At 67.6% G+C, this 18,907-nt stretch carries 19 protein-coding genes, 1 tRNA gene and 1 pseudogene; 14 read left to right on the top strand and 7 right to left on the bottom strand.

Annotation, left to right across the window (positions count from 1 at the left end; genetic code table 11):
• Nucleotides 1-101 precede the first annotated feature (101 nt).
• The 8 genes from ACZYRS_RS08795 to ACZYRS_RS08760 all read left to right on the top strand — a co-directional run bounded on the left by ACZYRS_RS08795 (nucleotide 102) and on the right by ACZYRS_RS08760 (nucleotide 8,243).
• Nucleotides 102-1,745 carry an inorganic phosphate transporter gene (locus tag ACZYRS_RS08795; protein WP_463418907.1) on the top strand — a complete coding sequence of 548 codons (1,644 nt, stop codon included), beginning with the start codon at nucleotides 102-104 and terminating at the stop codon, nucleotides 1,743-1,745.
• 9 nt (nucleotides 1,746-1,754) lie between these two features.
• Entirely contained in the window at nucleotides 1,755-2,801 is a 1,047-nt protein-coding gene (locus ACZYRS_RS08790; RefSeq protein ID WP_463418906.1) for a transporter, read from the top strand.
• Between the two features lie 221 nt (nucleotides 2,802-3,022).
• On the top strand, nucleotides 3,023-3,880 hold the full coding sequence (locus tag ACZYRS_RS08785; protein WP_198785267.1) for a 3',5'-nucleoside bisphosphate phosphatase: 858 nt from the start codon (nucleotides 3,023-3,025) through the stop codon (nucleotides 3,878-3,880).
• The gene (locus ACZYRS_RS08780) at nucleotides 3,877-4,854 is read left to right on the top strand and encodes a DMT family transporter (protein ID WP_198785266.1); all 978 of its coding nucleotides are present in this window, start codon (nucleotides 3,877-3,879) and stop codon (nucleotides 4,852-4,854) included. The genes ACZYRS_RS08785 and ACZYRS_RS08780 overlap by 4 nt, the downstream gene beginning before the upstream one ends.
• Before the next feature lie 17 nt (nucleotides 4,855-4,871).
• Nucleotides 4,872-5,507 (top strand): L-threonylcarbamoyladenylate synthase, encoded by a 636-nt coding sequence (locus tag ACZYRS_RS08775; RefSeq protein WP_463418905.1) that lies wholly within the window; start codon nucleotides 4,872-4,874, stop codon nucleotides 5,505-5,507.
• 47 nt (nucleotides 5,508-5,554) lie between these two features.
• Nucleotides 5,555-6,226, top strand: coding sequence for a site-2 protease family protein (locus ACZYRS_RS08770; protein WP_198785264.1), 672 nt, complete (start codon nucleotides 5,555-5,557; stop codon nucleotides 6,224-6,226).
• 13 nt (nucleotides 6,227-6,239) lie between these two features.
• Nucleotides 6,240-7,571, top strand: a complete 1,332-nt coding sequence (locus tag ACZYRS_RS08765; RefSeq protein WP_463418904.1) for a tryptophan--tRNA ligase — start codon at nucleotides 6,240-6,242, stop codon at nucleotides 7,569-7,571.
• A gap of 75 nt (nucleotides 7,572-7,646) precedes the next feature.
• Nucleotides 7,647-8,243 (top strand): LuxR C-terminal-related transcriptional regulator, encoded by a 597-nt coding sequence (locus ACZYRS_RS08760; RefSeq protein WP_013543036.1) that lies wholly within the window; start codon nucleotides 7,647-7,649, stop codon nucleotides 8,241-8,243.
• 69 nt (nucleotides 8,244-8,312) lie between these two features.
• Here the strand turns inward: ACZYRS_RS08760 and shkS are convergent, their stop codons facing one another.
• On the bottom strand, nucleotides 8,313-9,728 hold the full coding sequence (shkS, locus tag ACZYRS_RS08755; RefSeq protein WP_198785262.1) for a surface-behavior sensor histidine kinase ShkS: 1,416 nt from the start codon (nucleotides 9,726-9,728) through the stop codon (nucleotides 8,313-8,315).
• A gap of 258 nt (nucleotides 9,729-9,986) precedes the next feature.
• Between shkS and ACZYRS_RS08750 the strand changes: the two are divergent.
• The 4 genes and pseudogenes from ACZYRS_RS08750 to ACZYRS_RS08735 all read left to right on the top strand — a co-directional run.
• Nucleotides 9,987-10,136 (top strand): annotated as a pseudogene (locus ACZYRS_RS08750) (VOC family protein); the annotation flags it as partial.
• Entirely contained in the window at nucleotides 10,130-10,531 is a 402-nt protein-coding gene (locus ACZYRS_RS08745) for a phage holin family protein (protein ID WP_463418903.1), read from the top strand. The pseudogene ACZYRS_RS08750 and the gene ACZYRS_RS08745, both read left to right, overlap by 7 nt.
• A gap of 200 nt (nucleotides 10,532-10,731) precedes the next feature.
• A complete protein-coding gene (locus ACZYRS_RS08740; RefSeq protein WP_463418902.1) occupies nucleotides 10,732-11,517 on the top strand; it encodes a response regulator transcription factor in 786 nt (261 codons plus the stop codon).
• A 103-nt stretch (nucleotides 11,518-11,620) separates the two neighbouring features.
• On the top strand, nucleotides 11,621-12,046 hold the full coding sequence (locus ACZYRS_RS08735) for a hypothetical protein (protein WP_463418901.1): 426 nt from the start codon (nucleotides 11,621-11,623) through the stop codon (nucleotides 12,044-12,046).
• 65 nt (nucleotides 12,047-12,111) lie between these two features.
• On the opposite strand, the gene ACZYRS_RS08730 is transcribed toward ACZYRS_RS08735, so the two are convergent.
• The 5 genes from ACZYRS_RS08730 to ACZYRS_RS08710 all read right to left on the bottom strand — a co-directional run bounded on the left by ACZYRS_RS08730 (nucleotide 12,112) and on the right by ACZYRS_RS08710 (nucleotide 16,081).
• A tRNA-Ser gene (locus ACZYRS_RS08730) sits at nucleotides 12,112-12,201 on the bottom strand.
• Nucleotides 12,202-12,267: 66 nt separating this feature from the next.
• Complete coding sequence (gene serS, locus ACZYRS_RS08725) at nucleotides 12,268-13,599, bottom strand: serine--tRNA ligase (RefSeq protein ID WP_463418900.1); 1,332 nt, start codon at nucleotides 13,597-13,599, stop codon at nucleotides 12,268-12,270.
• Between the two features lie 52 nt (nucleotides 13,600-13,651).
• Nucleotides 13,652-14,611 carry a threonine/serine dehydratase gene (locus ACZYRS_RS08720; RefSeq protein ID WP_463422470.1) on the bottom strand — a complete coding sequence of 320 codons (960 nt, stop codon included), beginning with the start codon at nucleotides 14,609-14,611 and terminating at the stop codon, nucleotides 13,652-13,654.
• 2 nt (nucleotides 14,612-14,613) lie between these two features.
• Complete coding sequence (gene ispH / locus ACZYRS_RS08715) at nucleotides 14,614-15,582, bottom strand: 4-hydroxy-3-methylbut-2-enyl diphosphate reductase (protein WP_463418899.1); 969 nt, start codon at nucleotides 15,580-15,582, stop codon at nucleotides 14,614-14,616.
• Between the two features lie 55 nt (nucleotides 15,583-15,637).
• Complete coding sequence (locus ACZYRS_RS08710) at nucleotides 15,638-16,081, bottom strand: FKBP-type peptidyl-prolyl cis-trans isomerase (RefSeq protein WP_463418898.1); 444 nt, start codon at nucleotides 16,079-16,081, stop codon at nucleotides 15,638-15,640.
• Between the two features lie 129 nt (nucleotides 16,082-16,210).
• Between ACZYRS_RS08710 and radC the strand changes: the two genes are divergently transcribed.
• Nucleotides 16,211-16,888, top strand: a complete 678-nt coding sequence (gene radC / locus ACZYRS_RS08705; protein WP_463418897.1) for a RadC family protein — start codon at nucleotides 16,211-16,213, stop codon at nucleotides 16,886-16,888.
• Entirely contained in the window at nucleotides 16,888-17,544 is a 657-nt protein-coding gene (locus tag ACZYRS_RS08700; RefSeq protein ID WP_198785253.1) for a Smr/MutS family protein, read from the top strand. The genes radC and ACZYRS_RS08700 overlap by 1 nt, the downstream gene beginning before the upstream one ends.
• A 127-nt stretch (nucleotides 17,545-17,671) precedes the next feature.
• Here the strand turns inward: ACZYRS_RS08700 and ACZYRS_RS08695 are convergent, their stop codons facing one another.
• Nucleotides 17,672-18,895 carry an NAD(P)/FAD-dependent oxidoreductase gene (locus tag ACZYRS_RS08695; RefSeq protein ID WP_463418896.1) on the bottom strand — a complete coding sequence of 408 codons (1,224 nt, stop codon included), beginning with the start codon at nucleotides 18,893-18,895 and terminating at the stop codon, nucleotides 17,672-17,674.
• Nucleotides 18,896-18,907 lie beyond the last annotated feature (12 nt).

Here is an 18,907-nt window from a genome sequence, read left to right as displayed (position 1 = left end):
CGGCGTGACGGTTTGGCGGCGGCTTTTCGTAGGCCGACACGCCGTTGTCACATGGCGCGAACACCATGTGCAGCCACTCCAACACCCTAAAAAAACCGCCCATGAACACGCTCGCCGCCCCGAATACGGAGATGCCGGCCGCGCCCACAGAGGCGCACCGGCCCAAGCTCGATGCCAAGCCCGGTCCGGTCACGCTGATCACTTTCGTGGGCCTGCTGGCCGCGGGATTGCTCTTCACGGCGTGGAGCCTGGTGGGCGACGTCACGGCCTCGGGCGCGCCCATGACGACCTGGGTGCCCTACATCCTTTTGGGCGTGGCGCTCCTGATCGCGCTGGGCTTCGAGTTCGTCAACGGCTTTCACGACACGGCCAATGCGGTGGCCACGGTGATCTATACGCACTCGCTGCCGCCCAACTTCGCGGTGGTGTGGTCGGGCTTCTTCAATTTCCTGGGCGTGCTGGCGTCCAGCGGCGCGGTGGCCTTCGGCATCATCGCGCTGCTGCCGGTGGAGCTCATCCTGCAGGTGGGCTCGGGCGCGGGTTTCGCGATGGTGTTCGCGCTCCTGATCGCCGCGATCATCTGGAACCTGGGCACCTGGTGGCTGGGGCTGCCGGCGTCGTCGTCGCACACGCTGATCGGCTCGATCATCGGCGTGGGCATTGCCAACGCGCTCATGCATGGGCGCGACGGCACCAGCGGCGTCGACTGGGGGCAAGCCACCAAAGTGGGCTATTCGCTCCTGCTCTCGCCGATGGTGGGCTTCGGCTGCGCGGCGCTGCTGCTGCTGGCGCTGCGCGCCTTCGTGAAGAACCACGCGCTGTATGAAGAGCCCAAGGGCAACACGCCGCCCCCGTGGTGGATTCGTGGTCTGCTGATCCTCACCTGCACCGGCGTGTCGTTCGCGCACGGTTCCAACGATGGACAAAAGGGCATGGGGCTGATCATGCTGATCCTGGTCGGCACGGTGCCGATGGCCTATGCGCTGAACCGCGCGATGCCCGCCAACGAGACGGTCAAGTTCGTGGCCGTGGCCGAGATGGCGCAGAACGCGCTCAACCGCAGCGTGCCGACCTCGCTGCCGGCACTTCCTGCGGCAACGCCGGCGGCTTCGCGCGACGCGCTCTCCACCTATGTGCGCACCCGCGAGTTCAACGACAAGGTGTTGCCCGCGCTGGCCGCGACCGCCGGCAGCATCGGCCAGCAGGTGCGCGAGCACGGCTCGCTCGCCGCGGTGCCGGCCGAGGCCGTCGCCAACGTGCGCAACGACATGTACCTGGCCTCCGAGGCCATTCGCCACCTCGACAAGAGCGGCGCCGCGAAGTTCGACGAAGAGACCCAACTGCGGGTCAACGCCTTCCGCCAGGAACTGGACGATGCGACGCGCTTCATTCCACTGTGGGTCAAGATCGCCGTGGCCATCGCGCTCGGCCTGGGCACGATGATCGGCTGGAAGCGCATCGTGGTCACCGTGGGCGAAAAAATCGGCAAGACGCACCTGAGCTACGCGCAGGGCGCATCGGCCGAAGTGGTGGCCATGCTCACCATCGGCGCGGCCGACATGTATGGCCTGCCGGTCTCGACCACGCACGTGCTCTCCTCCGGCGTGGCCGGCACCATGACGGCCAGCGGCTCGGGCCTGCAGATGTCCACGCTGCGCAACCTGGCGCTCGCCTGGGTGCTGACGCTGCCGGTGGCCATGCTGCTGTCGGGCTCGCTCTACTGGCTCTTCACCCGTCTTTTCTGATCACGCACCTTGTCGGCATTCCATGATCTCGCCGCCCAGTCCTATGGCGGCGACGAAGCCGGGCTGATCTGCGGCTACCTGTTCGACGCCGCGGCGCCCGAGCCCGCGCGCGCCATCGATTCGGCAGAGGCGGCGGCGTGGCTCGGCGCGCAGCCCGAAGACGCCGCTGTCGATGACGGCGGTGGCGCGTATGTGTGGCTGCATTTCAATTTGAGCCACGCGCAGGCCGAGCGCTGGCTCGTGCGGCATGCCGATCTCTCCGACACGTTCTACGAGACGCTGCACGACGGCCTGCCCTCCACGCGCATCGAGCGCGCGGACGACTCGCTGATCGCGGTCATCAACGACGTGCACTTCGAGTTCAGCTTCGAGCCTTCCGATATCTCCACGCTGTGGATCAGCGTGGGCCCGCGCCTGGTGGTCACGGCGCGCACCAAGCCGCTGCGCTCGGTCGATGCGCTGCGCACGGCGGTGAAGGCAGGCGATGCGCCGCGCTCGAGCACGGAACTGCTCGAACACCTCTTGCGCGCGCAGGCCGACGTGCTGGTGAAGATCGTGCGCGGCGTCACCTCGCGCATCGACCACATCGAAGACGAACTGCTCGCCGGCCGGCTCGACCACAAGCGCGCGCGCCTCGGGGTGCTGCGGCGCCTGCTGGTGCGGCTGCAGCGGCTGCTGGCGCCCGAGCCGGCCGCGCTGTTCCGGCTGCTGCAAGGGCCGCCGTCATGGATGTCGGAGCCCGATGCGCAGGCGCTGCGCGGCTCGACCGAGGAGTTCTCGGTGGTGCTGCGCGACATGCAGGCGCTGCAGGAGCGCATCAAGCTCCTGCAGGAAGAGATCGCCGCCAACGTCAACGAGGACAACAACCGCAGCCTTTTCGTGCTGACGGTGGTGACGGTGCTGGCGCTGCCGATCAACATCCTGGCGGGCCTGTTCGGCATGAACGTGGGCGGCATTCCGCTGGCGGAGCACAAGCACGGGTTCTGGATCGTGGTGGCGATCGTCGCGAGCTTCACCGCGGTGGCGGCATGGGCGGCATTCCGCAAGAAGCGCTGACGAGGTGCGAATAAACCTGCTGCGCGCCTCGATCTCGCACCTGCGGTCCTCACCGTACGGAGTACGGTTGCGGTCCTCGCTGCGAGCTCAAGGCGCTCGCTACGGTTTCTTCACACCTCGCGAGCCCGCATCCCGTGTCACGTTAATGCTATTTATTTAGTAGCGTCTCACACAGCATCCATGCGCCCGCATCAGCGTTCCAGACCCCCTAGAATGGCGGGGTGTCCTCCATTCTCAATGCCGATCTTCACTGCCACTCCGTGGTCTCCGACGGCACATTGACGCCCGAAGAACTGGCTGCACGCGCAGCCGCCAACGGGGTCGAGCTGTGGGCCCTCACCGACCACGACGAGGTCGGCGGCCAGCACCGCGCAGCGGCCGCGGCGCGCGACAACGGCATGCGCTACCTCACGGGCACCGAGATCTCGGTGACCTTCGCGAACGAAACCGTGCACATCGTCGGCCTGGGCTTCGACCCCGACGACGCCGCGATGACGCAGGGCCTCTACGACACGCGCGGCGGCCGCGGCAAGCGCGCGCAGGAAATGTCCGAGGGGCTGGCCAAGGTCGGCATCCATGGCGCGTACGAAGGCGCACTGAAATTCGTCGGCAATCCCGAACTCATCTCGCGCACGCACTTCGCGCGCTTTCTGGTCGAGCAGGGGCACTGCCGCGACACCTCCGAGGTGTTCCGCAAGTTCCTCACCGAAGGCAAGCCGGGCTACGTGCCGCACCGCTGGGCGTCGCTGAAGGACGCGGTGCACTGGATCACCGCCGCCAAGGGCATGGCCGTGATCGCGCACCCGGGCCGCTACAAGTTCTCGGCCAACGAGGAGTACGCGCTGTTCCTCGAGTTCAAGGCGCATGGCGGCCAGGCGATCGAGGTGGTCACCGGCAGCCACACCCCGGCCGAATATGTCGAGTACGCCGACAAGGCGCTCGAGTTCGATTTCGCCGCATCCCGCGGCAGCGATTTCCACAGCCCCGACGAGAGCCACTGCGATCTCGGCAAGCTGCCACCGTTGCCTGGCGCCTTGACGCCGGTGTGGGAACTGCTCGGCCACCGCATCCAGCAGTGAGCCAGAGCCCCGGGCCCGGCATCGACGGCGCGGCCAGCGCTGCGTTGGCGAATGCACGCGCGGCGCAGCAGATGAGCCGCAGCAAGGAGTCCGAACGCATCCTCGCGGGCATCGGCATGGTGATCGTTGCGGTGGCCTGCTTCGCCACGCTCGACACGGCCACCAAGGCATCGACAGCCGGCGTGCCGATCCTGATGGGCGTGTGGTTCCGCTATGCGTTCCAGGCCGTCGCCACCACGGCGGTGCTTCTGCCCTTGCGTGGCACGGCGCTGCTGCGCACCCGGCACCCGCGCTACCAGCTGCTGCGCGGCGCGTTGCTGCTGGTGTCGAGCACGCTGGCCTTCCTCAGCCTGCGCTACATGCCGCTGGCCGAATTCACCTCGATCGTGCTGATCGCGCCGCTGGTGATCACGCTGCTCGCGGCGACCACGCTCAAGGAGTACGTCTCGCCGCTGCGCTGGGCGCTGGTGGCGGGCGGCTTCATCGGCACGCTGGTGATCCTGAGGCCCGGCGGCGATGCGTTCAGCTGGGCCATTCTTCTGCCGATCGGTCTGGTGCTGACCAACGCCTGGTTCCAGGTGCTCACGAGCAAGCTCGCGCAGACCGAGAATCCGCTCACGATGCATTTCTATACCGGCTGGGTCGGCGCGCTCATCGCGTCGCTCGCGCTGCCTTTCGCATGGACCGCCCTGCCTTCGTGGGAGTGGTGGGCGCTGCTGTGCCTCATGGGATTCATGGGCACGGTGGGTCACTTCATCCTGATCCTGGCCTACCAGCGCGCGCCCGCCTCCACGCTCACGCCGTATCTCTATGCGCAGATCGCCTTTGCCATGCTGGGCGGCTGGCTCATTTTTTCCCAAGTGCCCGACCGCTATTCGCTCATCGGCATTTCGATGATCGCGGTCTGCGGCGCCGCCGGTGCATGGCTCACGGTGCGCGAGCGCCGCGTGCCGATCGAACCGGCGGAATCCTGATCAGAGGAGACAGCTCTATGGCCCAGTACTTCGAAGTCCACCCCGAGAACCCGCAGCAGCGATTGCTCAAGCAGGCCGCAACGCTGCTCGCGCGCGGCGAGATCGTGGCCGTGCCCACCGACTCCAGCTACGCGCTGGCCTGCCACCTGGACGACAAGGACGCGGTCGACCAGCTGCGCCGCATTCGCCAGGTCGACGAGAAGCACCACCTGACCCTCTTGTGCCGCGACCTGAGCGAGCTGGCCAACTACGCGCGCGTCGACAACAAGCAGTACCGCCTGTTGAAGGCCGCGACGCCCGGCCCCTACACCTTCCTGCTCGAAGCCACCAAGGAAGTGCCGCGCCGCGTGAGCCATCCGCAGCGCAAGACCATTGGCCTGCGCGTACCCGACCACAAGGTGCTGCTGGAGCTGCTCGCGCTGCACGGCGCGCCGCTCCTGGCCACCACGCTGATCGCGCCCGGCGAGACCGAGGCGCTGAACGACGCGCAAACTATTCGCGCACGCTTCGAAAAGCAGATCGGCGCGGTCATCGATGCGGGCGCGTGCCCGTCGCAGCCGACCACCGTGGTGGACCTCACGCCCATGGGCACAGGCGACGATCCGGTCGTGGTGCGGCAGGGACGCGGGACGCTCGCGGTGCTCGGTCTGTAGAAAGAAGTTGGAACCGATAACTAATGCTCGTCTGACACAATCGCCCAGTGGATATTTCCAATCTCATACAGACCGTCCTGATCTACGCACTGCCCGTGATCTTCGCGATTACCGTGCACGAGGCGGCCCACGGCTATGTGGCTCGCCACTTCGGCGACAACACCGCCGAGTCGATGGGCCGGGTCACCCTCAATCCGATGAAGCACATCGACCCCATCGGGACCATCCTGATGCCGTTGATGCTGTACTTTGCGACCTCGGGCGCGTTCCTCTTCGGCTATGCGAAGCCGGTGCCGGTGAACTTCGGGCGGCTGCGCCATCCCAAGCGCGACATGATCTGGGTGGCGCTCGCGGGGCCGGTGTCGAACTTCATCCAGGCCATCCTCTGGGCGCTCGTGCTGGTGGCGCTGGTCGCGGCCGGTGTCGATGAAACCTTTTTCATCAAGATGGCGCAAGGCGGCGTGCTGGTCAACCTCGTGATGTGGGCCTTCAACCTGTTTCCGCTGCCTCCGCTCGACGGTGGCCGCGTGCTGGCCGGGCTGCTGCCCAGCGGGCCCGCACAGAATTTTCTCGCGCGCATCGAGCCCTATGGGTTCTTCATCGTGATGGCGCTGGTGCTCGCCGGCGTCGTCAGCACCTTCTGGCTGCGCCCGCTGATGGACGTCGGCTACTTCGTCATCAACCTGCTCATCACGCCGCTCAAGGCATTGCTGCTCTAAGTCTGTCGTTCCAATGGCCTCGTCTTCTTCCGCTCCCCTGCGCGTCCTGACCGGGATCACCCCGTCGGGCACGCCCCACCTCGGCAACTACGTCGGCTCGATCCGCCACTCGGTGCGGCAGAGCGTCGCGCCCGGTGTCGAGAGCTTCTTCTTCCTGGCCGACTACCACGCGCTCATCAAGGTACAGGACCCGGCGGTCATCCAGCGCTCCACGCTGGAGATCGCCGCGAGCTGGCTGGCCTGCGGGCTCGATCCGGAGCGCGTGACCTTCTACCGCCAGTCGGACATCGCCGCGATTCCCGAGCTCACCTGGTTCCTCACCTGCGTCACCGGCAAGGGCGTGCTCAACCGCGCGCATGCCTACAAGGCGCAGCTGGACAAGAACATCGCCAAGGGCGAGGACCCCGACGCCGACGTGACGGCCGGCCTCTTCATGTACCCGGTGCTGATGGGCGCGGACATCCTGATGTTCAACGCCCACAAGGTGCCCGTGGGCCGCGACCAGGTGCAGCACATCGAGATGGCGCGCGACATGGCGCAGCGCTTCAACCACCAGTACGGCGAGCACTTCACGCTGCCCGAGGCCGAGATCGACGATGCCGTCGCCACCTTGCCCGGCCTGGACGGCCGCAAGATGAGCAAGAGCTACGGCAACACGATCCCGCTGTTCGCGTCGCGCGCCTACCTGCAAAAGCAGATCGCCAGCATCGTGACCGACTCGCGCGCGCCCGGCGAGCCCAAGGAGACCGAGGGCTCGGCGCTCTTCCAGATCTACCAGGCCTTTGCCGACGCCGACGAGACCCAGATGCTGCGCAAGGCCTACGCCGACGGCATCGGCTGGGGCGACGCCAAGCAATTGCTGTTCGAGCGCATCGAAGTCGAAGTGGCGCCGCTGCGTAAGCGCTACGAGGCACTGATGAGCGAGCCGGCGGAGATCGAGCGCATCCTCCTCATCGGCGCGGAGAAGGCCAGCGCGCTGTCGCAGCCCTTCATGACGCGCCTGCGCCACGCGGTGGGCCTGCGCAACCTCGCGGCGGGCCGCGACAAGGGCAGCGCCAAGACGGCCAAGGTTGCCAGGCCCAGCTTCAAGCAGTACCGCGAACGCGGCGACGGACTTTTCTATTTCAAGCTGCTCGATGCGCGCGGCGAAACCCTGCTGCAGAGCCGTGGATTCGCCTCGCCGCAGGAAGCCGGCCGTACCATCGCGGTCTTGCAGGCCGAGCGCGGTGCGGCGCTGGCCGCGTTGGCCGAGCAGTTGGAGCCCATCGACACAGAACAAACACGCGCCGTGACAGAGGCGCTGGAGGCATTGGCGGAAGCAACGACCACGACAGATGGCAGTTGAACCGGCAAGGGCCCATCGGCTTATCCGCCGGTGAGCGAGACGAGAGAAGACGGTGCGATCACAAAGGAAGAAAACATGAGCATTTATGTCATCGACGACCACCCCCTGATGCGCGACGCGATCGTGATGGTGTTGCGACGCCTGCGACCCGCCGAGAACATCGTCGAGCTCGAGCGGCTCGACAAGCTCGCAAGCTCGGTGCAGCAGCGTGGCGCGCCCACCCTCTTTTGCCTGGACCTGAAGCTTCCGGACACGAATGGCGTATCGGGCGTGATCGCGGTCAAGCAGGTCTACCCCAACGTGCCGATCGCCGTGTATTCGGCGGCACCGGCCGCGGACATGGAAGACGCCTGCATCGAGGCGGGCGCCGACACCTACATCGAGAAGTCGGCCAGCTCCAATGAGTTGGCAGCCGCCCTGCGCGGCCTGCTGATGGCGGGCTCCGAAGAGGCCGACGAGCCACCGCTGGCGAGCAGCAAGCTCTCCAAGCGCCAGACGCAGCTGATCGCCATGCTCGACAAGGGCATGAGCAATCGCGACATTGCGACCGACCTGGAAATCAGCGAGCACACGGTGAAGGTTCACCTGTGGCGCCTGTTCCGTCGCTTGGGTGTGAAGAGCCGCACGCAAGCGCTGCACTACGCCCGCACCAACGGCCTGTTGTCGGGCTGATCCCGGCGAGAGACCGCTCCTTCGAAACCGCGCCCCGTGCGCGGTTTTCTTTGGGCAGTACTTTCTTCTTCAGCCGCCCGAGGCGCTCACGCGCGCCTGCGCCACCGCCTCGTCGGCGTCGTGCAGCGCCACGCGGAACACGCTGCCGCTGCCCAGCCGCGAGCGCACGCTGATCGGATGCCCCAGCACGTGCGAGAGCCGCGCCACGATGGCCAGGCCCAGACCGAAGCCGTCGGACGTGCCGGCATGGTCGGCCACCTTGTAGAACTCCAGGAACACGTCGCGCAGGTGCTCGGGCGCGATGCCGATGCCCGTGTCCCACACCTCCACGCGCATGCCGTCGCGCGTCTGCCGCGCGGCCAGCAGCACGCCGCCTTCGGTCGTGTACTTGATGGCGTTGGCCAGCAGGTTGCCGATCATGCGGCGCACGCGAATCGGGTCGGTGAGGAACGAGCCCTCGGCCACATGCACGCGAAAGTCCAGGCCGCGGCTCTCGGCCACCGGGCGGTACTGCAGTTCGAGGTCGTGCAGCAGCTCGGAGATGTCGACGCGCTCGATGTGCAGCCGCACCTGGCCCGAGTCGATGCGCGCGAGGTCGAACATCGAATCGAACAGCGCATTCACCGCGTGCGTGGCGCGCACGATCTTGGGCGCCAGCTCGAGCACCAGCTCGGGCTCGTTGCGCAGCCAGTCGGCGTAGAGCGACAGTGCGAGCACCGGCTGGCGCATGTCGTGCGCGGCGCTGGCCAGGAACCGGTTCTTCATCGCCACCGCCGATACCGCCGCCTGCCGCTGCTGCGTGAGCGACTTGATCAGGATGTGGTTGTGGAACAAAAGCTCCAGGCTGTTGCGCGCCGTCTCGTGGATGTGGCGCCCCGCCCGCAGCAACAGGAACCAGTGCAGGATCGGCAGGATCGGCATCAGGTAGCCGTACTGGAACTGCGGCTGGTGCAGGTTGATGGTGATCAGGCGCAGCAGCACCGCGCCCAGCATCGTGATGAACAGCGTGTTGACGTAGCGCTTGAGCAGCGGCGGATGCAGCGCGAGCCCGTTGAGCGGAAAGGTGCCCACCCCGGCCACGATCAGCCAACTCATGAACTGGTTGACCTGCGGCGTGCGCTCGAAGAACAGCAGGATCGACAGCCCCCACACCACCGCGCTGGTGCTCCAGATGAAGCCGTAGCGTTCGGTGAACTGCTGCTGCGCCACCGAGCTGCGGCCGGCGTAGCGCACCGCATAGACGCGCGCCCCCCAGGCGCGGCAGGCCGTGGCGATGAAGCCGGCCAGGAGCCACGTGAGCAACTCCCAGCGCGGCACGTAGGCCCAGTTCAGGCCCACCATGGCCGGCATGAGCGCCGCGGACACGATGTAGGAGCCGCGCGCGGAGCGCATCAGGCTGCGGATGAGTTCGCCGCGCACCCACGATTCGGCCTCGTCGGCCGAGGCCGGTGCCGGTGTCAAGCTCGCGATCGACGGATTGGCCATATGGCGCAGGCCCCTTGTTCTTGTCCGGCCATTGAAGATGGGCCCCATGCAGAGGCACCGAGAGATGGCGATATTAACGGGCCGCCAGCCATTGTTTCCCAAGGTAACCGCAGAAGATCGATCGCCATAATCCGCAGAGATCCGGGGATTCACCGAACAAGAAGGAACCCACCCGCGTGCTGCCCCATGTTTTCGTCGGCGTGAGCGACTTCGAGCGCGCCTTCGGTCGCTACACGGCGCTCATGGGCGAGCTGCGACGGCGGCACCTGCGATGGTCCGCCAGGACCGATGCTCCACCACCACGCGGACTACCATGGCGCCTGCTTCCGCGATCCGGACGGCAACAAACTCTGCGTGTGCTGCCACACCGCACCCGACACCTCACCCGACACGCCACCGACATGCTGAACAACATCACCCCCTTCCTCGTCCACTGGGCCATCACCGGCGTCTCGCTCTGGGTGGCCAGCCTCCTGTTTCGCGGACTCAAGTTCGACAGCACCGGGGCGCTGGTGGTGTCGGCGCTGCTGCTCGGGCTGGCCAACGCGATCGTGAAGCCGCTGCTCATCGTGCTCACGCTGCCGCTGACGCTGGTGACCTTCGGGCTCTTCCTGCTGGTCATCAACGCGCTGATGATCCTGCTGGTGGCCGGGCTGGTGAAGGGCTTCAAGGTCTCGGGCTTCTGGACCGCGCTCTTCGCGAGCATCTTCATCTCGCTACTGAGCATCGTGATCGGCTCGTTCGTCACCAGCGACGACCCGGCCGAAAAGGTCCAGATGCCGCAGAGCGGCAACTGGCTCTGAGGACTGCACGGCAGGGCCTGCAAGGGCCTTGGCCGGGCTTCCGATGGAATCGCGTTCCATACGGTCGCCAACATCGACCAATTCCCGGCCGCAGAGCGGCTATTGCTCTCTTTTACGCGCCAAAGCATTGCCGGCACGCGTGGCTTCGTCCAAGATGGGCCACGGCTCCGCAAGGCGCCGCGTGAAAGTAAGGGGATGGAATGCGCATAGCAATACTCGACAACGAGCGGGATCAGCTGCGGCTGGTCTGTCACACCGCAACGAGCCTCGGACACGAGTGCCATGAATACACGGACAGAACCGCGCTGCTGCAGTCGATGCAGGCGCAGCGTTTCGATCTGTTGATCTTCCACTGGCGCCTGCCCGGCATCGACAGCCCGGCGCTGGTGAAGGCGATACGGCGCGCCGCCGCCAACCGCCTTCCGATTCTTTTCATGACCCCCAGGGCCGACGCCGCGGACATGGCGATGAGCCTGCATGCCGGCGCCGACGATTTCCTGGTCGCGCCCGTCTCCGGCGCCGAACTCGAAGCGCGCATCGGCGGGCTGCTTCGCCGCTCCTACCCCGCGCTGCACGAGCCCCAGCTGGTCTTCGGGCCTTACCAGTTCCTGCCGGCATGGCGCACCGTCAAGGTCCGCGGCCGGCGCGTCGAACTGCGGCACCGCGAGTACGACCTGGCGCTGTTTCTCTTCCGGAACATCGGGCGCCTGCTGTCGCGGGAGCACCTCTACGAAGAGATCTGGGGGGCCGACTTCGAAGTGCATTCGCGCTCGCTGGACACGCACCTGTCGCGCGTGCGGGCCAAGCTGGACCTGCGGCCGTCCAACGGCTTCATGCTGGTGGCGCTGCGCAGCTTCGGCTATCGGCTCGACGTGATCGATGGCGCCGCGCATGCGGAGGCGGCACCGGCGGCGCGGCAGTCACGGGCTGCGATCCAGGCGCGCACCGCGCAGATGCCAGACATCGTCGCCGGGCCCGCGCCTTAGTCCGGCAGACGCCGCCCCGGTCGCCCGGGTCGAGGGACATCCCTGTCTTCGTTTTTCGGCCCGCCGCGTTGTGAAGGTCCAGTCATAACAAAACGGGACTCTCATGAGGATCAGCCACATCCTGCTGGCCGCCACGATGGCCGCAACGACCTTGCCTTCACTGGCGCAGGTGTCCGTCAACATCAACGTGCCCGGCATCGTCCAGCTGCCCCCGCCCGCCCCGCGCTACGAAAGCCTGCCGCGCCCCCGCTCCGGGCAGGTCTGGGTGCCGGGACGCTGGCAATGGAACGAACGCGCCTACGCCTGGCGCCCGGGCTACTTCGTGGCCGCGCGTCCGGACTACGCCTATGCGCCGGGCCAATGGGTGCGCGCCGATGGCGGCTGGCGCTGGAGGGATGGCGACTGGCGCCGTGCGGAACGCCGCGACAGGCGCCATCGCGATGACCGCTACGAGCGCCACGACCGGCACCATGGCCATGACGACGGATACCACTGCCCGCCGGGACAGGCGAAGAAGGGCCGCTGCTGAGCGAGCCCCAGCACCTGACACCTGAGAACAGGCAATAAAAAAGCGCCCAGGGGGCGCTTGTTTATTGGAGGAGAGGGAGGGATTCGAACCCTCGGTACTATCGCTAGTACGCCTGATTTCGAGTCAGGTACATTCGACCACTCTGCCACCTCTCCGGTGCTGTCGAGCCTGCGATTATAGCGGATAAAAACAGGGCTTTTGAAGCCCCGGCCCTCAGGCTTTCAACCGCGCAACAGTTCCAGTCCGCCCAGATACGGCCGCAACGCGGTCGGCACGTTGATCGAGCCGTCTTCGTTCTGGTGGTTCTCGAGCACCGCCACCAGCGTGCGCCCCACCGCCAGGCCCGAGCCGTTGAGCGTGTGCACGAGCTCGTTCTTGCCCTGCGCGTTCTTGAAACGCGCCTGCAGGCGGCGCGCCTGGAAGGCTTCGCAGTTCGAGACCGAGCTGATCTCGCGGTACGTGTCCTGCGCCGGCAGCCAGACCTCCAGGTCGTAGGTCTTGGTCGCGCCGAAACCCATGTCGCCGGTGCACAGCAGCACCACGCGGTACGGCAGCTCCAGCGCCTGCAGCACCGCTTCGGCATGGCCAGTCATCTGCTCGAGCGCGTCGTAGCTCTTCTCGGGGTGCACGATCTGCACCATCTCGACCTTGTCGAACTGGTGCTGGCGGATCATGCCGCGCGTGTCGCGCCCGGCGCTGCCGGCTTCGGAGCGGAAGCACGGCGTGTGGGCCGTGAGCTTGATCGGCAGTTGCGCCTCGGGCACCACCTCGTCGCGCACGAAGTTGGTCAGCGGCACTTCGCTGGTCGGGATGAGGTACAGCGCCGAATGATCGGGCGCGGGCTCGCCGTCCTGGCCGCCCTTCTTCGCGGCGAACAGGTCGCCTTCGAACTTGGGCAACTGGCCGGTGCCGCTCAGCGTGGCGGCGTTGACGATGTAGGGCACATAGCACTCGGCGTAGCCGTGCTTCTCGGTCTGGGTGTCGAGCATGAACTGCGCGAGCGCGCGGTGCAGCCGGGCGATCGGCCCCTTCATCACGGTGAAGCGGGAGCCCGCGAGCTTGGCGCCCATCTCGAAATCGAGCCCCAGCGGCGCGCCGAGGTCCACATGGTCCTTCGCGGCGAAGCCGAGCGGCGTGGCATTCGCACCGGCGCCGCCCTGCGGGCTCCAGCGGCGCATCTCGACGTTGCCGGTTTCGTCCTCGCCGAGCGGCACGCTGGGGTGCGGCAGGTTGGGCACGGCGAGCAGCAGCGCCTGCAGCTCGGGCTGGATTTCTTCGAGGCGCTTGGATTGCGATTCCTGCTCGGCCTTGAGCGCGTTGACCTCGGCCATCAGCGCGTCGGTCGATTCGCCCTTGGCCTTGAGCGGGCCGATCTGCTTGTTCAGCGTGTTGCGGCGCGCCTGGATTTCCTCGGTGCGGGTCTGAACCGTCTTGCGCTCGGCCTCGAGCGCGGTGAACGCCGACACGTCGAGATAGGGCTGGTTCTTCTTGCGTTTTTCGAGGCCGGCCACAGCGGAGGCCAGGTCTTTTCGGAGCAGGGTGATGTCGAGCATGGGGGGATTTTAGGTGGGCGCGACGCACGCGCCCTCCCCCGGCCCGAGGACCTCAGGCGACAGTGGCCGGATCGACGTTCGCCCCGCAGATGATCAGGCACACCTTCTCGCCCTCGCGCGGCACATAGGCGCCGGTCTGCAGCGCCGCCAGCGGCAGCGCGGCGGCCGGTTCCACGGCGAGCTTCAGTTCCTTCCACAGCCACTGCTGCGCGGCGCGGATGGATTCGTCGGACAGCAGCAATGCGTCCTGCACCTGCTGCTGCGTGATCTCCCAGGAGATCGCGCCGATGCGCCGCGCGCCGAGCGAATCGGCCGCGATGCCGCCCACGTCGACATCGACCGGCTCGCCGGCTTCCCGCGCGCGGAACAGCGTCGGCGCCTTCTCGGGCTCCAGTGCCACCACGCGGGCGCGCTTCTCGAACCAGCCGGCGAGGCCGCCGATCAGGCCGCCGCCGCCCACGCTCACGAGCACCGAATCGGGCAAGCCGCCCTGCACTTCGATCTCATGGCCCAGCGTGCCGGCTCCGGCCACGACTTCGGGCTGGTCGTAGGCGTGCGTGAGCAACGCGCCGGTTTCCTTCTGCCGCGAGAGGCAGGCGGCCAGCGCGTCGGGATACAGCTCGCCGACCACGACCACTTCGGCGCCCAGCGCCCGCAGGCGCGCACGCTTGGCTTCGGGCGAAACGCCGGGCAGAAACACCTGGCAGCGCACGCCCAGCGCCTTGGCGGCAGCCGCCGTGGCAATGCCGGCATTGCCGCCGGACGCCACGACCACGCCGCTCTCGGGAATGTCGTTGGCCAGCAGCCGGTTCATCATGCCGCGGGCCTTGAAGCTGCCGCTCACCTGCATGTGTTCGAGCTTGAGCCACACCTCGACGCCCGGCGCGGTGGCCAGGCCGAAGGCGGATGCGGGCAGCTTCCACAGCGGCGTCTCGCGCAGGAATTCGCCGGCGCGTTCGTGCAGCCTGCGGGAAGCGCTCTCGATCTCGGAGCGCCAGTCGGTCGTTTGCATGTTCAAGAGATGTGTCCCGGAGGCGGAATATCGTCGAGCTTGAGGCCCTTGGGGAGCGGAAACTTGATGGTTTCCTCGATGCCGTCCATCTTGCGCACCGACACCGCGCCGAAGGCCCGCACGCGGTCGATCACCTCGCGCACCAGCACCTCGGGCGCCGAGGCGCCGGCCGTGAGGCCCACGCGGCCCTTGCCCTCGAACCACTCGGGCTTGAGCTCGTCTGCCGAATCGACCATGTAGCTCTCGGTGCCCAGGCGCTGTGCGAGCTCGCGCAGCCGGTTGCTGTTGGAGCTGGTGGGGCTGCCCACCACGATCACGAGGTCCACCTGCGGGCTCATGATCTTCACCGCGTCCTGGCGGTTCTGCGTCGCGTAGCAGATGTCCTGCTGCTTGGGCTCGCGCACGTTCGGAAAGCGCGCACGCACCGCGGCGGCGATCTCGGCGGCATCGTCCACGCTGAGCGTGGTCTGCGTGACGACCGCGAGCTTGTCGGTCTGCGCCGGCGCGACGTTCGCGACGTCGGCCACGTCTTCCACGAGATGGATGCCGCTGGAGAGCTGGCCCATCGTGCCCTCGACCTCGGGGTGTCCCTTATGGCCGATCATGATGAATTCGTAGCCCTCTTTGGCGAGCTTGGCCACCTCCACGTGCACCTTGGTCACCAGCGGGCAGGTGGCATCGAAGATCTCGAAGCCGCGGTCGCGCGCCTCCTGCTCCACCGCCTTGCTCACGCCGTGCGCGCTGAACACCAGCGTGGCGCCGGGCGGCACGTCGGACAGTTCCTCGATGAAGATCGCGCCCTTGGCCTTGAGTTCGTTCACCACGTAGGTGTTGTGCACGATCTCGTGGCGCACGTAGATCGGCGCGCCGAACTTGGCGATGGCGCGCTCGACGATCTCGATGGCGCGGTCCACGCCCGCGCAGAAGCCGCGCGGCTCGGCGAGGATGACCTCCTCGATGCCCGGGTTCATTCGGCAACCTCCGCGCTTCGCGCTGCGGCATTCGCCTTGGGAGCGGCCCGGCGGCTCATAGCACCCCGATCAATTGGACCTCGAAGGTCACGGGTTGGCCTGCGAGCGGATGGTTGAAGTCGAAGCGCACCGCGGTTTCGCTCGATTCGATCACCGCGCCCGCATAGCTGCCCGTGCCGTCGGGCGTGGGGAACTGCACCACGTCGCCTACCGCGTATTTCTCGTCGGGGTCGCCCATCTGCGCGAGCAGCTTCTTGGCCACCCACTGCTGCATCTCGGGATTGCGGTCGCCGAAGGCCTCGCCGGCAGGCAGCTCGAAGGTGGCGTGCGTGCCCTCTTCCAGGCCCATCAGGCGCTGCTCCATGGCAGGCGAAAGTTCGCCGGTACCGAGCGACAGGGTCGCGGGCTTGTCGGCGAAGGTGTTGATGATGTCGCCCGCCGGACCGGCGAGCCGGTAGTGCAGGGTCAGGAAGGAGCCGGAAGTCACGACGTGGGACATGAGAGCAACGGAGGTAGGCAAAGACAAGGTGGGTGTCCCGATAAACTGGACTGCATTTTACGGACGGGGCGCTTCCACCCGTTCCGCCCAAGGTTTCCCCGGCTTTCCCCACATTCCCCCCAGGTTCCGATGGCTTTCAAGGATCTCCCCGCCAACGCCCGCCCGCGCGAAAAACTCATCGCCCGGGGCGCTGGCGCGCTGGCCGACGCCGAACTGCTGGCGCTGCTGCTGCGCACCGGCGTGCCGGGCAAGAACGTGCTGCAGATGGCGCAGGAGCTGCTCGAGCGCTTCGGCGGCCTCTCGGGCCTGCTGCACACCGGGCCCGAGGAGCTCAAGATCGTCAAGGGCATGGGGGGCGATGCCAAGCGCGCCGAGCTCATCGCGGTGCTCGAGCTGGCGCGCCGCGCCATGGCCGAGCAGCTCAAGGAGCGCACGGTGTTCGATTCGCCCGAGGCGGTCAAGCAGTATGTGCAGCTGCACATCGGCTCGCGGCCGCACGAGGTGTTCGCGGTGCTGTTTCTCGACGTGCAGCACCGGCTGATCGTGCTGGAGGAGCTGTTTCGCGGCACGCTCACGCAGGCGAGCGTCTATCCGCGGGAAATCGTCATGCGCGCCCTGCACCACCAGGCCGCGGCCGTGGTGCTGGCGCACAACCACCCGAGCGGCGCCATCGAGCCCTCGCGCGCCGACGAGTCGCTCACGCAGACGCTCCGGGCCGCGCTCTCGCTGGTGGACGTGCGCGTGATCGACCATGTCATCGTGAGCCCAGGCCAGAGCTTCTCGATGGCCGAAAAAGGATTGCTCTGATGGCCTCGCGTCCCCCTTCGATCAAAAACCTCGCCGACCTCAAGCAGGTGCAGCGCGTGCTGGCCGAGGCGCGCGAGCGCGAAGCGGCCGAGGCCGCCGCCAAAGCGGCCGCCGAGCGCAAGCGCGCGGCCGAGAAAGACCTGTTCGCGCGCGCCATCGGCGCCACCGAACCGCTGCGCCGCAAGGCGGCGGTGCCGCTCGCGCCCGAGCCGCCCGCGCCGATCCCGGTGCAGCACCAGCTGGACGAGCAGCGCGTGCTGCGCGAATCGCTCTCCGACGAATTCGACGTGACCACGCTGCTGGACGTGGACGACGCCATGAGCTTTCGCCGCCCCGGCATCGGCACGGACGTGACGGCGCGGCTGCGCAAGGGCGACTGGTCGATCCAGGCGCAGGTCGACCTGCACGGCCTGCGCAGCGACGAGGCGCGCGAGGCGCTCGGCGCTTTCATCCGCACATCGCACAAGCAGGGTTTGCGCTGCGTGCGCGTGGTGCATGGCAAGGGGCTCGGCTCGCCGGGCAAGCAGCCGGTGCTCAAGACCAAGACGCAGCGCTGGCTGATCCAGAAGAACGAGGTGATCGCGTTCGTGCAGGCCAAGCCGGCCGAAGGTGGTGCCGGGGCGCTGGTGGTGCTGCTGGCGCCCGTGCGCCGCTGACTTTGACTTGCTCCTTCCCCTTCCGGGGGAAGGCCGGGATGGGGGCGAGCGGCCTTTGAACAGGCTGCGGCGCATCGATCGCCATCGTGCCCTGTCCCACCCCTCTCCCCAGCGGGGGAGCAATGCACTACGCCAGGTGATTCTTCAGCGGCACCGTCGCATCCGCAATCGCCACCGGGTCAGGGCTGCGGCCCGCTTCAAGGAGCTTGCGGCTCATCATGTGATCGACCGGCGCATTGACCGATTCGACGCACGCGAGCTGCCCGTCGACATAGTGGAACAGCGAGAATGCTTCGGGCTTGGGGCCGGGGCGGCGCACGCTGGCGAGGCCCGGCGTGCCTTCGGCCGGCATCAATCCCACCATCTGCAACCGCATCGCGCCCTGGTCGGACCAGAACCACGCGACGGCATCGTGCGGTCGCGGCGCGCCGGTCAGCGTGGCGACTGCGGTGCGCGCCTGGTCGTTCGCGTTCTGCACCGATTCGAGCCGCAGCGCGCGGCCCGCGCGGCGATCGGGAAAGCGCGTGCAGTCGCCCACGGCGAGCACGTCGGCGGCGCTGGTCTGCATGTGGCCGTCGACCACGATGCCGTCGGCGCACTCGATGCCCGCGGCCTGCGCCAATGCGGTCTCGGGCACGGCGCCGATGCCGAGCAGCAGCAGGTCCACAGGTTGCTTCACGCCGTTGACCTGGACCGACACCAGCCGATCGCCCTCGACCTCGAACGCGCCGGTCTGCGCGCCGAGCACGATGTCGATGCCCGCCGCGCGATGCGTCGCGAGCACGTGCGCCGACAGCTCGGGCGACACGGCCCGGCCCAGGAGGCGCGGCGCGCTCTCGATCACCTGCACGCGCTTGCCGAGCGCCTTGGCAGTGGCCGCCACTTCGAGCCCGATGAAGCCGCCGCCGAGCACCGTGACCTGCTCGGCATTCGCAAGACGTTCGCGCAGGCGATGCGCCTCGTCGGCGGCGCGCAGGCTCGCGACGTTTTCAAGGCCCTGCTTCAGGTCGGGCATCTGGCGCGCGCGCGTGCCGGTGGCGAGCACCAGCCGTTCCCACGGCAGCACCGCGCCCGAGCGCAGCGTGACGGTGTGCGCCTCGCGGTCGATGGCCACGGCCGCATCGCCCAGGTGCAGCGTGATGCCCGCTTCGCGGTACCAGTCGGCGGCCTTGTGCGGCTGCGTGGTTTCCTCGGCACTCTTGAGGAAGGCCTTCGACAGCGGCGGCCGGTGGTACGGCTCGCAGGCCTCCTCGCAGACCAGGTGCACGCGCGCGCCCTGCCCGGCTTCGGCAAGGCCCGCGCAGAGTTGGGCCGCGGCGTGGCCGCCGCCGATGATGACGATGGGGTTCATGAGGGAGAGGCT

Source organism: Variovorax sp. AC194 (assembly GCF_979257995.1).
Note: the sequence above shows the minus strand (reverse complement) of the source record. Positions and strands in the feature narration are given on the sequence as shown.

Bases quoted from the DNA above. Each gene is read 5' to 3' on its own strand.
- ACZYRS_RS08795 (WP_463418907.1), top strand. From the start codon at position 102: ATGAACACGCTCGCCGCCCCGAATACGGAGATGCCGGCCGCGCCCACA.
- ACZYRS_RS08775 (WP_463418905.1), top strand. From the start codon at position 4,872: ATGGCCCAGTACTTCGAAGTCCACCCCGAGAACCCGCAGCAGCGATTG.
- ACZYRS_RS08765 (WP_463418904.1), top strand. From the start codon at position 6,240: ATGGCCTCGTCTTCTTCCGCTCCCCTGCGCGTCCTGACCGGGATCACC.
- ACZYRS_RS08760 (WP_013543036.1), top strand. From the start codon at position 7,647: ATGAGCATTTATGTCATCGACGACCACCCCCTGATGCGCGACGCGATC.
- shkS (WP_198785262.1), bottom strand. From the start codon at position 9,728: ATGGCCAATCCGTCGATCGCGAGCTTGACACCGGCACCGGCCTCGGCC.
- ACZYRS_RS08745 (WP_463418903.1), top strand. From the start codon at position 10,130: ATGCTGAACAACATCACCCCCTTCCTCGTCCACTGGGCCATCACCGGC.
- ACZYRS_RS08740 (WP_463418902.1), top strand. From the start codon at position 10,732: ATGCGCATAGCAATACTCGACAACGAGCGGGATCAGCTGCGGCTGGTC.
- ACZYRS_RS08735 (WP_463418901.1), top strand. From the start codon at position 11,621: ATGAGGATCAGCCACATCCTGCTGGCCGCCACGATGGCCGCAACGACC.
- serS (WP_463418900.1), bottom strand. From the start codon at position 13,599: ATGCTCGACATCACCCTGCTCCGAAAAGACCTGGCCTCCGCTGTGGCC.
- ACZYRS_RS08720 (WP_463422470.1), bottom strand. From the start codon at position 14,611: ATGCAAACGACCGACTGGCGCTCCGAGATCGAGAGCGCTTCCCGCAGG.
- ispH (WP_463418899.1), bottom strand. From the start codon at position 15,582: ATGAACCCGGGCATCGAGGAGGTCATCCTCGCCGAGCCGCGCGGCTTC.
- ACZYRS_RS08710 (WP_463418898.1), bottom strand. From the start codon at position 16,081: ATGTCCCACGTCGTGACTTCCGGCTCCTTCCTGACCCTGCACTACCGG.
- radC (WP_463418897.1), top strand. From the start codon at position 16,211: ATGGCTTTCAAGGATCTCCCCGCCAACGCCCGCCCGCGCGAAAAACTC.
- ACZYRS_RS08700 (WP_198785253.1), top strand. From the start codon at position 16,888: ATGGCCTCGCGTCCCCCTTCGATCAAAAACCTCGCCGACCTCAAGCAG.
- ACZYRS_RS08695 (WP_463418896.1), bottom strand. From the start codon at position 18,895: ATGAACCCCATCGTCATCATCGGCGGCGGCCACGCCGCGGCCCAACTC.